Source organism: Streptomyces brasiliensis, assembly GCF_014647875.1.
Taxonomy (GTDB): domain Bacteria; phylum Actinomycetota; class Actinomycetes; order Streptomycetales; family Streptomycetaceae; genus Streptomyces; species Streptomyces brasiliensis.
Map to the genome: position 1 here is coordinate 83,859 of NZ_BMQA01000013.1, position 15,226 is coordinate 99,084.

General features: G+C 71.3%; 15 protein-coding genes and 2 pseudogenes. 13 read left to right on the plus strand and 4 right to left on the minus strand.

All coding sequences use genetic code 11. The features are described 5' to 3' along the window. Positions 1-146 precede the first annotated feature (146 nt). The 4 genes from IEZ19_RS21290 (at position 147) to IEZ19_RS21305 (ending at position 1,889) form a co-directional block, all read left to right on the plus strand. Complete coding sequence (locus tag IEZ19_RS21290) at positions 147-527, plus strand: cold-shock protein (RefSeq protein ID WP_189312832.1); 381 nt, start codon at positions 147-149, stop codon at positions 525-527. Positions 528-626: 99 nt separating this feature from the next. Then, the gene (locus tag IEZ19_RS21295) at positions 627-1,283 is read left to right on the plus strand and encodes a hypothetical protein (RefSeq protein WP_189312833.1); all 657 of its coding nucleotides are present in this window, start codon (positions 627-629) and stop codon (positions 1,281-1,283) included. Positions 1,284-1,435: 152 nt separating this feature from the next. After that, positions 1,436-1,681 carry a ferredoxin gene (locus IEZ19_RS21300; protein WP_189312834.1) on the plus strand — a complete coding sequence of 82 codons (246 nt, stop codon included), beginning with the start codon at positions 1,436-1,438 and terminating at the stop codon, positions 1,679-1,681. Then, positions 1,671-1,889: an FAD-dependent oxidoreductase gene (locus IEZ19_RS21305; RefSeq protein WP_268248654.1), complete on the plus strand. Its 219-nt coding sequence runs from the start codon at positions 1,671-1,673 to the stop codon at positions 1,887-1,889. The genes IEZ19_RS21300 and IEZ19_RS21305 overlap by 11 nt, the downstream gene beginning before the upstream one ends. Here the strand turns inward: IEZ19_RS21305 and IEZ19_RS21310 are convergent. Continuing rightward, positions 1,879-3,588 carry an IS1182 family transposase gene (locus IEZ19_RS21310; protein WP_189312835.1) on the minus strand — a complete coding sequence of 570 codons (1,710 nt, stop codon included), beginning with the start codon at positions 3,586-3,588 and terminating at the stop codon, positions 1,879-1,881. The two genes, IEZ19_RS21305 and IEZ19_RS21310, sit on opposite strands and share 11 nt — an antisense overlap. On the opposite strand from IEZ19_RS21310, the gene IEZ19_RS21315 reads away from it, so the two are divergent. Genes IEZ19_RS21315 through IEZ19_RS21330 form a run of 4 tightly spaced genes read left to right on the plus strand, consistent with a single transcriptional unit; the run spans position 3,484 to position 7,433 of the window. Continuing rightward, positions 3,484-4,899, plus strand: a complete 1,416-nt coding sequence (locus tag IEZ19_RS21315) for an NAD(P)/FAD-dependent oxidoreductase (protein WP_373297025.1) — start codon at positions 3,484-3,486, stop codon at positions 4,897-4,899. The two genes, IEZ19_RS21310 and IEZ19_RS21315, sit on opposite strands and share 105 nt — an antisense overlap. A 44-nt stretch (positions 4,900-4,943) precedes the next feature. Further along, positions 4,944-6,161: a cytochrome P450 gene (locus IEZ19_RS21320; RefSeq protein ID WP_189312836.1), complete on the plus strand. Its 1,218-nt coding sequence runs from the start codon at positions 4,944-4,946 to the stop codon at positions 6,159-6,161. 12 nt (positions 6,162-6,173) lie between these two features. Beyond that, a complete protein-coding gene (locus IEZ19_RS21325; protein WP_189312837.1) occupies positions 6,174-6,512 on the plus strand; it encodes a nuclear transport factor 2 family protein in 339 nt (112 codons plus the stop codon). A gap of 33 nt (positions 6,513-6,545) precedes the next feature. Continuing rightward, positions 6,546-7,433 (plus strand): PfkB family carbohydrate kinase, encoded by an 888-nt coding sequence (locus tag IEZ19_RS21330; RefSeq protein WP_189312838.1) that lies wholly within the window; start codon positions 6,546-6,548, stop codon positions 7,431-7,433. Between the two features lie 6 nt (positions 7,434-7,439). Here IEZ19_RS21330 and IEZ19_RS21335 read toward each other — a convergent pair whose 3' ends face one another. The 3 genes from IEZ19_RS21335 to IEZ19_RS21345 form a co-directional block, all read right to left on the minus strand. Continuing rightward, positions 7,440-8,411, minus strand: coding sequence for an SMP-30/gluconolactonase/LRE family protein (locus IEZ19_RS21335; protein WP_189312839.1), 972 nt, complete (start codon positions 8,409-8,411; stop codon positions 7,440-7,442). Positions 8,412-8,636: 225 nt separating this feature from the next. Further along, entirely contained in the window at positions 8,637-9,329 is a 693-nt protein-coding gene (locus IEZ19_RS21340) for an alpha/beta fold hydrolase (RefSeq protein WP_189312840.1), read from the minus strand. 136 nt (positions 9,330-9,465) lie between these two features. Beyond that, positions 9,466-9,738 carry a VOC family protein gene (locus IEZ19_RS21345; protein WP_229840514.1) on the minus strand — a complete coding sequence of 91 codons (273 nt, stop codon included), beginning with the start codon at positions 9,736-9,738 and terminating at the stop codon, positions 9,466-9,468. 525 nt (positions 9,739-10,263) lie between these two features. On the opposite strand from IEZ19_RS21345, the gene IEZ19_RS21350 reads away from it, so the two are divergent. The 5 genes and pseudogenes from IEZ19_RS21350 to IEZ19_RS21370 all read left to right on the plus strand — a co-directional run bounded on the left by IEZ19_RS21350 (position 10,264) and on the right by IEZ19_RS21370 (position 15,225). Beyond that, a complete protein-coding gene (locus IEZ19_RS21350) occupies positions 10,264-12,600 on the plus strand; it encodes a molybdopterin cofactor-binding domain-containing protein (RefSeq protein ID WP_189312841.1) in 2,337 nt (778 codons plus the stop codon). Positions 12,601-12,608: 8 nt separating this feature from the next. Next, a complete protein-coding gene (locus tag IEZ19_RS21355; protein ID WP_189312842.1) occupies positions 12,609-13,085 on the plus strand; it encodes a (2Fe-2S)-binding protein in 477 nt (158 codons plus the stop codon). A gap of 110 nt (positions 13,086-13,195) precedes the next feature. Beyond that, positions 13,196-13,530, plus strand: a pseudogene (locus IEZ19_RS54180) (AfsR/SARP family transcriptional regulator); the annotation flags it as partial. Next, positions 13,521-14,393, plus strand: a pseudogene (locus IEZ19_RS21365) (alpha/beta hydrolase); the annotation flags it as partial. The pseudogenes IEZ19_RS54180 and IEZ19_RS21365, both read left to right, overlap by 10 nt. Positions 14,394-14,625: 232 nt before the next feature. After that, a complete protein-coding gene (locus tag IEZ19_RS21370) occupies positions 14,626-15,225 on the plus strand; it encodes a molybdopterin-dependent oxidoreductase (protein ID WP_189312843.1) in 600 nt (199 codons plus the stop codon). Position 15,226: the final 1 nt, after the last annotated feature.

Genomic DNA, 15,226 nt, shown 5'->3' on the forward strand with positions numbered 1-15,226 from the left:
GCCGACGGGGGAGCCGTTCAGGTGACGGCGATCCGCACCACGTCGTCCTCGTCGTCGTACGCCGCTCGGAGAGGCACTCCGGCCTGCTGCTAGACTCGCCCGCGAAATATTTCGGGCGAGTGGCCCGGGGGTGTCTGGGGGTCGGTGTGGTCGCAGGGCGTGTGGTGCGGTTCGACAGCACGCGGGGATACGGGTTCATCGCTCCGGAGGACGGTGGCGAGGACGTCTTCCTCCATGTGAACGACCTCCTCATCCCCGAATCCATGGTGCGCACCGGACTGGTCGTCGACTTCGACATCGAGGACGGCGACCGCGGCCCCAAGGCCTCCTCCATCCGGCTCGCCCCCTCGTCGGCCGGAGGCGTCACCGACGACTCGCTGTGCGACGTGCTGCGGACGACCGAGTTCACGGCCGAGATCACCGAACTCCTCCTGCGCGCGGCCCCCACCATGACCGGGCAGCAGATCCTCCAGGTCCGCCAGGAACTCGCCCAGTTCGCGAAGAAGCACGGCTGGACCGAGGACTAGCGGCGACACGCTCTGCCGTTCGGCCGTCCTCCGGTGGCGGTACCCGCCCGTCGGCTGCTTGCTGGTGGCAACAGCCGACGGAGTGGAAGTGGGCCGCGCATGCAGACAACGGCGTCCGGGGAGCGCGTGCTGCAGACCCCGCGGGCCGCCGGACTGGCGGGGATCGTCTTCGCGCTGCTGCTTGCCGCGGCCATCGTCCTGATCCGGCTGGGCATCCCGGAGGGTGCCGGCGCGGTCACCGTCCAGGGGTTCACCGACTCGGCACAGCGCACCGCCGTACGGACGGCCCTCAGGCTCGTACCGTTCGCCGGCATCTTCTTCCTGTGGTTCGTGGGCGTCGTACGCTCGCACGTCGGTGACGCCGAGGACCGGTTCCTCGCCACCGTCCTGCTCGGCAGCGGGCTGGTGTTCGTCGCCACGCTGTTCGGCGCCGCCGCGGCGGCCCTCGCCGTGCTCGACACCGCCCATCCTCCCGGCAGCACGCCCGGACTCCCCACCTGGGACTTCGGCCGGCACCTCGCGTACACCCTGATGACCGGCTACGCGATGCGGATGGCCGCTGTCTTCACCTGCTCCATGTCCGTGATCGGGCACCGCCTCGGAGTCCTGCCGCGCTGGCTCACCGTCCTCGGTTTCCTCACCACCCTGATCCTCCTGCTCGTCTCCTCGAACGTGCCCTGGGTCGAACTTGCCTTCCCTGCCTGGTCGTTGGCCCTCAGTGTCTACATCCTCGTGGTCAGCGGCCGCACGCTGTGACCAGGAGCCGGTCACTCGATCGGCGGGCTCCGGCGCGCATGCGCCGTCCCGCGGCGCCCATGCTGGCCTTGGGGGAGATGACCGCCGTCCCGAACTGCCTCGCCGCGCGGGTGGTGCACGAGGGACCTGGCCGTCGAAAGGGCGGAGCGTTGATGAGGCTTGTCGTCGATCTCAACAAGTGCCAGGGTTACGCCCAGTGCGCGTTCCTCGCGCCGGACGTCTTCGTCATGCACGGCGAGGAGTCCCTGATCTACAACCCGCGCGTCGAACAGGAACAGCGCGAGCACGTGGCACGCGCCGTCGCCGCCTGCCCCGTGCGGGCGATCACCGTCGACGGTCTGGACGCCCCGGGCGCCGTCCCCGCCGGATCCGCCGGGGAGTCGCCCGATGGCCGCTGACTACCTGGAATGGCTCAGGCGCGAGGGCCGTATCGTCGTCGTCGGCGCCTCGCTCGCGGGGCTGCGGGCCGCCGAGACGCTGCGCGCCGAGGGCTTCACCGGCTCCCTCACCATGATCGGCGACGAGCCGTACGAACCGTACGACCGGCCGCCGCTGTCCAAGGCCGTCCTGGACTCTGGTGCGCAATTCCGCTTGTTCAGCGGGTGAGTTGGTGGCTCAGGCGGGTGAGGCGGCTGGTGCGGTTGCGGTCGAGGGGGTGTCCGCTCCAGTGGGCGTCGAGCCGCACGATGTTGACCGCGGTCGCGGAGAAGGCGTGCTGGAGGCGGACCTTGGGCAGTCCGCGGTAGCGGGCCCGGCGCATCCCGGTGACGTCCAGGGCCTGGTTGATGGTGCCCTCCACGCCGGCCCGCAGGGCGTAGCGGGTCTTGAAGGAGTCGGTGCGCTGTGCGGTGCGGGCGGCGGCGAGGGTCTCGTGTAGTTCCCGGGGCTGGAGGGTGAGCATGCGGTTGACGCGGCGGCCGGTGGTGCAGCGGGGCCGGGAGGGGCAGGAGCGGCAGTCGGCCTTGGCGAAGTCCACAACGATGGCGTCGCGGCCGTGCTGGGTGACCGGGTACCAGCCTGTGCTGGTGCGGCCTTGGGGGCAGCGGGCCTGGCGGGCCTTCCAGTCGATGGTGAAGGCGCTCTTGTCGAAGCCGTCGGCGGCGCGGGCCTGCGGGGAGTGGTCGAGCAGGGCGGGGGTGACCATGGTGGTGCCCTGCCGGGCGGCGGCGTGGATGAGGTGGGCGGAGGGGTAGCCGGAGTCCAGCAGGTGCTCGCCGGGCCGCAGGCCGTGGTCGTCCAGGCGCTGCTGGATGGGAGCGGTGGCGTTCACGTCCGGCACCGTCGCGTCCGTGGTCGCCACATCGGTGATCAGATTCGGTGGCAACACCGACCAGGCTTCGGCTTCGGCTTCGAGGGGAGTGCGGCAGGTCTCGGTCAAATGGACCTTGTAGCCCAGCCAGAACAGCTCCTCCCCCTTGGCCGCCCAGCGGGCGTCGGGGTCGTAGGGCGAGGCCAGACGGATACTGCCAGGCGGGACGCCATCCGTGTCGGCCTCCCGCTTCCTGACCACCTCCCGCCCCCGCGCGTCGGTGTGCACGTAGTAGGTCTGCACCACCACCTGCCGCAGCAGTTCCACGGCCTCGATCTCGCGCAGCCATGGTGGAGCGTCGGGGGCATGCACCGCCCGCAGCAGCGCCAGCGCATCGATGCCGAAGACCTGGGCGAGCCGGTCGCGCTTGGTCTTCGAGGCGGGCATCGTCCACCCGTTGACGCGTTCGCCATAGCGGTGCGCGAACTCCGGCACATCGATCACGCCGGCAAGCCAGGCCGGAGCTGCCACGGCTAGCGCCTCCAGGGCCGCGCGCACGCTCTCCCCGGCCAGCTCGGTGCGATTCACGTCCCTTACCGCGCTGATGACATGAGTGGAATCGGTGCGCTGCTTGCCCCCGGCAGCGACCAGCCCGGTGTCCTTGCAGTGCGCCAGCAGCCGGTCGAAGACCTCCCGCTCCAGGCCGTGCTCGGCCAGGCGGGCGCGGAAGCGGGGCAGCACGGTGTGGTCGAAGCCGGTATCGGTCAACTCCGCCCCGATCGCGTACTTCCAGTCAATGGCCCGCACCGCCATCGCCGCGGCCTGCCGGTCGGTGAGGTCCTCGGCGAACTGCAAGACCGTCACCAGCGCGAGAACGCCGGGCGAGTACCCCGGGGCCCCGCGCACCCCGAACGCGTCAGCGAACGGCTCATCCGCGAACACCCCGGCGAGATGGTCGCGGACCCGCATCGGCAGGCTTCCCTTGGGGAAGGCGGCACGGGCCGTCTTCGCGGTCTGCTCCGGAACCGGCGGCAGGCCCCTGGGCTGCAACGACAAAGCACATCACCCCCGCGGACGCACGACAGAAGCGACCGCACCCGTGATCATGCCGCAACCAGCCGACCCCGCGTCAGGAATTGTGCACCAGAGTCCGTCCTGCTCGGCAAAGCCTCCCCGCTCCACACCGAACTGCCCCGGCGCCGCGAGATCGACGCGAAGTGGCGGCTCGGTGTCGCGGCGACCGCCCTCGACATGACGGCCAAGCGGGTACGGCTCGCCGACGGCGACGAGGTCGAGTACGACCGCCTGCTGATCGCCACCGGCACGCGTGCCCGCCCCTGGCCCAAGGAGGCGGAGGCCGAACTCGACGGCGTGTTCGTCCTGCGCGGCCGGGACGACGCGGCCGCCCTGTATCGGAGGCTGAAGGCCGGACCGCGCCGGGTGTTCGTCATCGGCGCCGGGTTCGCCGGCTGCGAAGTGGCCTCCGCCTGCCGGGAGATGGGCATCGAGGTCACCGTGGCCGAGCGGGCCGGCGCGCCCCTGGTGGGCGCCCTCGGCGGGGTCATCGGCGCCGTCTCCGCCGAGCTGCACAGCGAGAACGGCGTGGACCTGCGCACCGGCGTCATGGTCACCGCCCTGGAGGGAGACTCGGCGGGCCGGGTGCGGGCCGCGCATCTGTCGGACGAGAGCGTCGTCGAGACGGACGTCGTGGTCGTCTCGCTGGGCGCCCTGCGCAACACGGAGTGGCTCACCGGATCCGGGCTCGGTGCGGGCCCGCGCGGCATCGCCTGCGACGCGGGCTGCCGTGCCTTCGACTTCCGGGGCATCGTCACCGACGACGTCTTCGTCGCCGGGGACGTCGCCCGTTCCCCGCACGCCCTGTTCGGCTACCAGTTCCTCTCCCTCGAACACTGGGGCAACGCCGTCGCCCAGGCCGAGATCGCGGCGCACAACATGATCAGCCCGAGCGCCGAGCGGCGCCCGCACCTGTGGGTGCCCGCCTTCTGGTCCTCTCAGTTCGGCGTGAACATCAAGTCGGTCGGTGTCCCGCCGATGGGCGAGGAGATCATGATCACGCAGGGCTCGCTCGCCGAGCGCCGCTTCGTCGGCGTGTACGGCTACAAGGGCCGGATCATTGCCGCCGTCAGTTTCGACAACACCCGCTGGCTGGAGTTCTACCAACGGCAGATCGAGACCGGCGCGCCGTTCCCCGTGGAGTTCCCGACCGTGGACCGCCGCCCCGAGGGCCGTCGGCCGGTGCCGGCCGACTTCCCCGACCCGTCCCTGCCGACCCACGGCCCCACCGTCACCCTCAGCGGCTACTCACCGGCCGACCGGAGCCTGGTCTTCACCCCGGCCCACCACTGACGGCCGCCCGGCCCGCCTCGACACCCCACGCCCAAGGACCGCCCATGACGCACGCCTCGCTCCTGCGCCGGATCACCGATTACAGCAATCGCGCCAACCCGTATCCGCTCTACGAGGAGCTCCGCAAGACGCCGGTCCTCCAGGACGAGGAGGGCGGCCCCTTCCTCATCAGCTCGTACTGGGACATCGAGGGCCTGCTCCACGACCCGCGGATCAGCTCCGACGCCACCAACCTCGCCGCCGCGGGCGACGACGAACTGAACGGGGCCGAGCAGACGGGGCTGCCGCCGAGCTTCATCCGGCTCGACCCGCCGGAGCACGACCGGCTGCGCCGCATCGCCAACGGCTCCTTCGGCCCGCCGCACCGGCCTACCCGGATCGACTCGATGCGCCCCGAACTCGCCCAGATCGTCACGGACTTGATCGACGGCATCGGCGACGCACGGGAGATCGACCTCGTCGACCAGTTCGCCTATCCCTTCCCGGTCACCGTGATCTGCCGCCTGCTCGGCGTGCCGCGCGAGGACGAGCCGCGCTTCCGGGCCTGGGTCGACCCGATCGTCGCCGGCCTCGACCCCGACACCCGCACCAGCGCCGACGCCGCGAAGACCGCGCAGGAGGCCCGGATGCAGCTCGGCATGTACCTGGCCGGGCTGGTCGAGGAGCGCACCAAGGAACCCCGCGAGGACATGCTGTCCGACCTCGTGACCAGTCACGGCCCGGACGGCGCCATGACCATGATGGAGGTGCTCAGCACCGCCGTGCTCCTGCTCATCGCGGGCCACGAGACCACGGTCAACCTGATCACCAACGGCATGCTGACCCTGCTGCGCCACCCGGAGTTTCTGCACCGGCTGCGCGAGGACCCCGGCCTGGCCGTCAACATCGTGGAGGAACTGCTCCGTTACGAGCCGCCCGTCCAGCTCGTTCCGCAGCGCACCTGCATCGCCGACATCGAGCTGCGCGGTGTCATCATCCCGAAGGGCTCCCGCATCTGGCTGGTCCTCGCCGCCGGCAACCGCGACCCCGAGCGCTTCCACGACCCCGACCGCGGGGACATCCAGCACCTCGGCTTCGGCAGTGGCATCCACAGCTGCTTCGGCGCGCCCCTGGCCCGCCTGGAGACCCAGATCGCGCTCACCGAACTGACCCGCCGCCTCGAGAACCCGCGCCTCCTGGAGGATCCGCCGCCGTACCGGCAGAACGCGGTCCTGCGCGGCCCCCGTCATCTGAACATCGGCTTCGACGGCCTGCGCGCGTGACACGATCGGGTCATGGACCCGAACCCGGTCGCGGTCGTGGAGGCCGCCTTCCGTCACTACAGGTCGCAGAACCGTGACGCGGCCCTGCCGCTGTACGCCGACGACTTCACCTTCACCAGCCCGCAGGACGACCACATCGGCAAGGCGCCCTTCTTCGACCGCTGTTTCCCGACGGCGAGCCGGTTCAGGCAGCAGCGGCTGCTGACCGTCACGCCCGCGAGTCCCGAACTCGTCCTGGTCTATTACGAGTACGAACTCACCACCGGCGAGCGATACCGCAACATGGAAGCGATCACCGTACGCGAGGGCCTGATCCACGACGTGCAGGTGTTCTTCGGCGGGAAGGCATGACGGGGACGGTGGACGGGGCGTGAGGAGGAGCCGGTGGCCGGGCGTGCGGGTGGGAAATCCACCGAGGGACTGTTCGTCGGTCTGTGCACCCTGGACGTCATCCAGCTCGTGGACCGTGTGCCGGACGCCGACGAGAAGGTGAGGGCCCGGGACCAGGTCGTGGCCGCGGGCGGACCCGCCGCCAACGCCGCCGCCGTCTTCAGCCATCTGGGCGCACGGGCGACGCTGCTCACCGGCATCGGCGGTCACCCACTGGCGCGGGCGGCCAAGGCCGACCTCGGTGAGCTGGGTGTGGTGGTGGAGGACCTGGCGGCCGGCGCCGTCGAACCGCCCGCCGTGTCGTCGGTCCTGGTGACGGCGGCGAGCGGCCGGCGTGCCGTGGCCTCGACCAACGCCCTGGGCCACCGCCTGCGCCCGCCGGACGGACTCGACGCCCTCGTGGCCGCCTGCGACCTAGTGGAGCTGGACGGCCATCACATGGAACTCGCCCTCGCCACCGCGCGGGCGGCCCGTGCCGCAGGCCGCCGCACCCTGCTGGACGGCGGAAGCTGGAAGACCGGCACGGAGTCGCTCCTGCCCTCGGTCGACGTCGCCCTGTGCTCGGCCGACTTCCACCCGCCCGGCACCGCAACTCCCGCGGAGACGCTGGAATATCTGCACGATCACGGAGTCGCCCGGGCCGCCGTCAGCCGTGGCGCGGATCCAGTCGTGTGGTCGGGCCCCGACGGCAAGGGCACGATCGGCGTGCCGCCGGTGTCAGCGGTCGACACCGTGGGCGCGGGGGACTTTCTGCACGGCGCGTTCGCGTACTACTGGGGCCCGGGCGATCGCCCCTTCGCCGTGGCGCTCGCCCGGGCGGCGGAGGTCGCCTCGCGCTCCTGTGCCTCCTTCGGCACGCGTGCCTGGATGCGCCGAGGCTGACGACGGCTACCGGCTGAACTGCCTGCGCAGATGGGCCAGCAGCAGGTTCGGCTGCGACTTCGTGAAGTAGGCCGCGCTGGGCACGTAGACGGTCCGGCCGCGTACGGCGACGGAGGTCGGGCTGGACAGGCCGTCCCGCTGGGTGAGGACCACGGTGTGGGTGCCGTCGGGCCGTACCAGAGCGACCTGGTTGCTCGCGACCAGCGCTGCGAAGACGGTGCTCCCGGGGCCGGGAAAGGCGAAGTCGTCGATCGCGTCGAGACCGCTCGCCCGGGTCTCGACCGGGCCCGCATCCCCGTCCGGCCGGACGGGGATGCGCAGCAGCGTCCCCCCGTCGGTGTTGGACACCCATACGGCGTCCCGGTGCACCTTCACGCCATTGGCGCCGAGGCCGCTCGATGAACCGGAACCGGGTTCGAGCGCGGCCGCCCTGGCCCACGCGGACGGCTTGCCGCCCTGCCGCGGGATGCGCCAGACGGTGCCCAGCACCGAGTCCGCGACGTACAGCAGGCCCCGGCGCTCGTCGAGGGCCAGGCCGTTGGGCAGCCCGTCGGCGGGCAGTTGAGCGATCTGCTTCCGGCCGCCGCCGGGGCCGATGCGCCAGACGCCGGTCTTGGCGGTCCCGGTGGCGTAGGTGACGAAGAGCGTGCCGTCGTGCGCGGCGACGATGCCGAGGACCACGGCGTCGCCGACCAGTGGGGTGCGCGGGTTCGCCTCGGGCGGCAGGGTCGCCAGGATCCTTTGCCGCCCGTCCTGGGTGACGTGCGCGACCTGACGGGCGTAGGCCAGGGTGACGTCGGCGGAGCCGTCCCGCTCGAGGGTGATGTTGTCCGGTGTCTGCCGGCCGGCCAGGTCGAAGCGGGCCACGACACGCGGGTCCGACACCGGCGGCTCGACGCTCAGGGCGGGAGCCGACGCGAGCACGCCGAGGGCGACAGCGGCCGTGGTGACACCGGCCAGGCGTGGAAGTCGGGACATGGGGACCTCTCTCCGTACGGGGCACGAGGCACCGGCACTCGGCACCGAGGACACGGTCCCTTCCGCGGGCCACCGGCGGCGGCAGCCGGGGCCGGGAGGTCGCCCGCGCGGCCGATGGCGTCGGGCCGCTCGGCGCACACCCGGTGGGCGACGTCGTACGGGCTCAAGTCGCACGCCTGCTCATGGCAGTTGTGCCGGCCGGACGGCCCACCGTCATCCCCGGCCTCAGATCCACCCGTCCAGCGCGCCGAGGAAGCCGTCGAAGTCGTCGCGATGCAGGGTGTGCCCGGCACCGCGGACCGTCCGCACCTCGAACCCGCGCCGCGTCAACTCGTCCTTCATCCCGGGGGACACGAGGGAGCTCGGGTCGGCCACCAGCACCAGTGACGGCACCAGTGGCCGTGCGGGGGTACGGTCGACCGCGTACACGTCGGCGAGCGCGTGGGCCGTCCGCGGATCCCAGGCCGCGAGCGTGGCCAGCTCGATGTTCACGTCGGCTTCGTCCCAGCGTGGGTTGAGGTCGACGATCATGTCCCGGGTCGCGTCCTTGAACGCGGTGAAGCGCCGGGCGCCCGCGCCGGCCTCCTGCCGCAGCGCCCACGCGGGGTCGCAGTAGACGGCTCGTGCGGGAGCGAGCCGCTCGACGGCCAGCGCGAGCGCCATCGCGCCTAGCGAGTGCCCGAGAACCAGGTCCGGCCGCGCGGGCAGGGTCTCCACCAGATCGTCGGCCCAGCTCTCGGCGCCGTACTCGCCGCGCCCGCTCTCCCCGTGCCCGCGCAGATCGACACCGATGACGCGGTAGCCCTTGTCCGCCAGCGCCGGTCCCACTCGGCGCCAGGTTCTGTGGTCCGACATGATCCCGTGAACGAGGGCGGCGACCCGGTCACCCGTTCCCCATACGTGACTGTGCAGTTCCATCGGCATCCCTCCGCAGTCCGGACTGTCGAGGATCTTTTCATTGAACCGACTCCTGGTGTGAGACATCGCGGCGACGCGGCCGGTCATTCACCGTTCCGGGTGCGGAGTCGTCACACATCGGCGGCCGAGGTCTCGATCAGCTCGACGAGATTGCCCTCCGGGTCGTGGACGTACGCGTAGCGCATGCCTCCGGTGACGCCGGGGCGGGCGGTGACACGTGGCCCGCGCCGCGTTCGCCGGTGAGCCGGGCGGAGGCGGCGTCCAGGTCGGTCACCTCCAGGGCGAGGTGGGTGAAGGTCTGGGCGGCGGTGGCGGCAAAGGGGTCGGTGTGGGTGACGGGAGCGGATCCGGAGCGCTCGGCGAACTCCACGCGCAGCCCGGCGCGGTCGCTCAGGACGGCTGTGCGCACTTCGGCACGCCGGGCATCCGGTCCGACAAAGCCTGACGCGGGTGCAGCCCGGGGGACAGCGGGTCGAGCGACGCACACGACGCCGTCGGGCTCGGTGTGCCGCACGGCCCGGCATCCCCCGACCGTGACTCGTCGCGGGCGGCTGCGCCATGGTTCAGGGGGGTCGGCCCGGTCTACGTCGACGACCGCCGGTCCACGCGTCACCCGTGATCAGGCTGGCGCTCAATTTCCCGGGGCCGCCGTGGAGTTGGCGCAGTTGAGGCAAACGGCTCAGGAGCCCGGGACGTGGGCCCCGCCCGGCCGCCTCCGAGAGGCTTCGGCGGTAGCGCTCCCCTGCGGCTTCATATGTGAAGTGGCGTGAGACTTAGGAGGAGATGCCCGGGAGATCCTCCGCCGTGAACTCCCAGCGTGCAGAGTCGGTTTCCGCTGTGAACGAGGCGAATGGGCCCGCCACGCAGGGCGTCCGCCTGCCCGCTTCGCGGTGCAGCAACGCGCACCCCACTTCGTGGTCGGGAAGGACAGCTGATGGGAGTTCACCGCCAGCCGCGACCGCACGAGGCCGACGTCGGCCCGGACGGCATCGGACGGAGAAGATTCCTCGGTTACGTGGTCGCCGCCTCGACCCTGACCGTGGCGGCCCAGTTGGGCGAGAACGTCGTCGCCCCCTCCGAGGCGGCCGCGGTGGTGCCCTCCGTGCCGGGGCCGGCCGAGATCTACGACCTCAACGACATGCTCACCCACGCCGCCCTGCTCACCGCCAACCTCATCACGATCCGCCTCGAGACGGACGGCACGGCCTCCTTCGCGCTGCCCCGGGCCGAGGTCGGGCAGGGCATCACCACTTCCAGCGCCATGCTCATCGCCGAGGAGCTGGACCTGCCCCTGGACATGGTCCGCGTCTCGCTCGCCGATGCCCGGCCGGAACTGGTGTTCAACCAGGTCACCGCCGGATCGAACACCACCATCTCCATGTACACGCCGATCCGGGTCGCGGCCGCCGTCGCCCGCGGCCGCCTCCTGAAGGCGGCGGCCCTCGAACTGGGCGAGGCGATCGACATCCTGACCGCGAAGGCCGGGGTCGTCATGTCCACCGTGTCCGGCCGGAGTCTGAGCTACGGCGATCTGGCCGAGAAGGCGGCCGCGACGAGCACCACCCAGGTCTCGGTCGCCCTCAAGGAGCCCGCCGACTTCAAGGTCATCGGCACCGCGCAGTCACGCATCGACGCGCTCGACGCCGTCACCGGCCGCAAGCAGTACGCGATGGACCTCCAGGTGCCCGGTGCGCTGCCGGCCATGGTGTGCCGGCCGCCGACGATCAACGGCACGGTCCGCTCGGTGCAGAACCTGGACGAGGTGCGGTCCATGTCCGGCGTCACGGACGTGGTGACCGTCTCGACCGGCGTCGCCGTCCGGGGCCGTACCTTCGGGCAGTGCATCGACGCCGTCCGGGCGTTGCGGGTCACGTGGGGGCCGGGACCCGAGGACGGCAAGTCCGACGCCACCATCCGCGAGGAGCTCCGCAAGGCCGAACTCCCGCTCCCGGCACTGGACCTGCTCACCAAGTCCGTCGACGCCCGCTTCACCTTCCACTTCGCCAGCAACAGCGCGCTGGAGACCAACTGTGCCGTCGCCGACGTCCGCGAGGACTCGGCCGAGATCTGGGGGAGCCTGAAGACGCCGATCACCGCGCAGGAGCAGATCGCGCTGAAGCTGGGTCTGCCGGTGACCGCCGTCAAGGTGCACGTCACCGAGGGCGGCGGCTCCTTCGGCCGCCGGCTGTTCTACGACGCCGCCGAAGAAGCCGCCGAGATCTCCCAGAAGATGGGAAAGCCGGTCAAACTGATGTGGCACCGCACCGACGACTTCCGGCACGGCCGCACCCACCCCATGGCCACCTCGCGCGCCCGGGCCACCTACGCGCTGGGCCAGGTGCTGACCTACCAGCAGCACCACACCTCCGTGGCCACCGACTTCGGCCACGGCGTCGGAGAGATCATTACCGCCGAGGCGGCAAGCCTGCCCGTCGCCGGCCTCGCGTTCTCCGAGACGATCTTCGCGCTCACCCAGCAGACCCCCTATCACTTCGGGGTCGTCACCCAGCTGCTCAACGAGACCGACAACGGCTTCAACACGAGTGCCATGCGCAACATCTACTCGCCCAACGTCCGGTGCGCGCAGGAGCTGATCGTCGACGAACTGGCGAAGCACATGGGGAAGGACGCCTACCGGTTCCGCCGCACGTACCTCAAGGACACGCGGGCGCGGGCCGTCCTGGACAAGGTCGCCCAAGTCGGCTCCTGGGGGCGGAACATGCCTGCGGGCACCGCGCAGGGCATCGCGATCCACCCCGAGTACCACGCGTTCGTCGCGGTCCTCGCCGAGATCGACTGCCGGCCGCAGACGACCGGCCGCAAGATCCCCGACGCGTACACCGGTCCCCGTGTCACCAAGGTCGTCTGCGCCGTCGACGTGGGCCTGCCCGTCAACCCCCGTGGTCTGGAGGCCCAGATGATGGGCGGCGTCATGGACGGCATCGCCATCACGCTCAGTTCGGGTCTCCACCTCGACAACGGGCACTTCGCGGAGGGCAGTTGGGACAACTATTTCTACACCCGGCAGTGGAACACACCGCCCGAGCTCGAGATCGTCGTCATGCCGCCGACCACCGGAAAGCCCGGCGGCGCCGGAGAACTGGCGGTCGCGGGCGCGGCAGCGGCCGTGGCCTGTGCCTACGGGCGCGCCACCGGCACCATGCCGACCGAGTTCCCGATCAACCACGCCGAGCCGCTCGGCTTCGAGCCCCTGCCCGTCTCCCCGCCCGTCCCCGCGTCGCCCACGGACGGACTGGACCGCGCCTACTAGGAGCCAACGTGCCCGAACACACCTTCATCCTCAACGGCAAGCCCGTGACCGTGGACATCGAGGACGATGTACGACTGCTGTGGGTGCTTCGGGACGTCCTGGGCGTGACCGGACCGAAGTACGGCTGCGGGCTCGGCGTGTGCCAGGCCTGCACGAGCCACATCAACGGCAAGGCCTTCAACCCCTGTTCCGTACCGGTGAAGGACATCAGGGCGGACGACGAGATCACCACCATCGAGGGCCTGCCCGCCACCGTCGGCGCGGAGTTGCACCCGATGCAGGAGGCCTGGCTCGAGTACGACGTCGCCCAGTGCGGCTACTGCCAGCCCGGCCAGATCATGACCGCCGTCGCCAAGGTGCGCCAGGCCCGGGACGAGGGGCGCGAGATCGGCGAGGTCGACCTCGACGAGATCCGCAACGTCTGCCGCTGCGGCACCTACCACCGCATCCGTGAGGCGATCGTGGCCGGAGCGAAGAAGTACTGAGGCTCCCGACAACGGCGTCGGCGGCACCCGTAACTCCCGGTAACTTCCCAGGCGACGTAGAGTCGAGGTCGGGGAAGCAACCGGAGGGGGACGGAGCGCCGCTGGAGCCGGTGCGGTTCACAGTTCTCGGGCCTGTACGGGCCTGGAGGGGGTGCACGGAGCTGGAGCTGGGGAGGGAGGGCCGCAGCAGCGGACTCTGCTGGCCCTGCTGCTCGCCGGGGCGGGCCGTCCGGTCACCGTGAGCGAGATCGTCGACGTACTGTGGGGCGCCCGGCCGCCGCACAGCGCGGTCAACGTCGTCCGCCGGCATGTGGGCCTGCTGCGGCGCCTCCTCGAACCCGGGCTGCCGGCCTGCGCCATGGGCCGGTGGCTGGTGCGCGAGGCGGGCGGCTATCGGCTGCTGACGGACGGCGACTCGTCGGACCTGCTGCGGTTCCGCGACCTGTGCGCAAGGCGCTCGACGAGGTGCAGTCCGGTGAGATCGCCAAGCCGGACGTCGACGAGGAGTGGATCACTGTCGAGGGCGGCCCCACGGGCACCGTCCGGGCACGGATCGTCAAGCCTGTCGGCGCCGAGGGGACCCTCCCGGCGATCGCCTACATCCACGGCGCGGGCTGGGTGTTCGGCAACGCCCACACCCACGACCGTCTCGTGCGCGAGCTCGCCGTGGGCATCGGTGCCGCGGTGGTCTTCCCCGAGTACGACCTCTCCCCGGAGGCGCGCTACCCCGTCGCCATCGAGCAGAACTTCGCGGTCGCCCGCTGGGTCGTCGAGGAGGGCGGCAGCAAGGGGCTGGACGGCAGCCGCATCGCGGTCGCCGGTGACTCGGTCGGCGGCAACATGTCCGCCGCGCTGACCCTGATGGCCGAGGAGCGCGGCGGCATCCCGCTGGTGCAGCAGGTGCTGTTCTACCCGGTCACCGACGCGAGCTTCGACACCGCGTCCTACCACCAGTTCGCCACCGGCTACTTCCTGCGCCGCGACGGCATGCAGTGGTTCTGGGACCAGTACACGACCGACGCGGCGGAGCGCGCCCAGATCACCGCGTCCCCGCTGCGCGCGTCCATCGAGCAGCTCACCGGTCTGCCCCCGGCCCTGGTCATCACCGGCGAGGCCGACGTCCTGCGCGACGAGGGCGAGGCCTACGCGAACAAGCTGCGCGAGGCCGGCGTGCCGGTCACCACGGTCCGCCACCAGGGCATCATCCACGACTTCGTGATGCTCAACGCCCTGCGCGAGACCCACGCCGCCGAGGCCGCCATCACCCAGGCCGTCAGCACGCTGCGCGCGGCGCTGCACTCCGCCTGATCCGCCCGATCGCGGACGCCCGCCGGCGCGGCGGGGCGGGGACGCCGCGACGTTCCCGCCCCGTCCGACCAGAGGGTGAACCCCCGGCCGGCGAACCCTTACGGCCGGCCGGCCGGTCACCACGACCGAGCGGTGAATCCGTGCGGCCGAGTGGTGAAATGCCCGCCGCCCCTCGACACTGGATGCCGAACCTCGCACGTGACGGTGGTGGACGTGCTCAGGAGATGACGTCGTGACTTCCTTCTCACCAGGCTTCCAGGGGCGCGGCCGCCGCCTGGCCGACCGGCTGCCCCCCGGCCAGTACCCGACCGAGTCGTTCCCCGTGCTGTCCGCGGGCCCGACACCGAAGGTGCCCACGGACAGCTGGGCCTTCACCGTCACCACGGAACTCGGCGCGACACACAGCTGGACCTGGGACCAGATGATGGCCCTGCCGCAGCAGGAGACAGTGCAGGACATCCACTGCGTGACCCGCTGGTCGAAGTTCGACACACGGTGGCGCGGCGTGCCCCTCGACGCATTCCTCGAGGACGTCGAGACGGCGGCCGACTTCGCCGTCGTCAGCAGCTACGGCGGCTACACCACCAACATGCCGCTGGAAGACCTGCTCGACGGCAAGGCCTGGATCGTCCACACCTACGACGACTTCCCGCTGTCTCCGGAGCACGGCGGCCCCGCCCGGCTGCTCGTGCCCCACCTGTACTTCTGGAAGTCGGCCAAGTGGGTGCACGGCCTGCGCCTGACGCCGGAGGACGAGCCGGGCTTCTGGGAGAGCGTCGGCTACCACAACTACGGCGATCCCTGTCGCGAGCAGCGCAACTGGGGCGACTGAC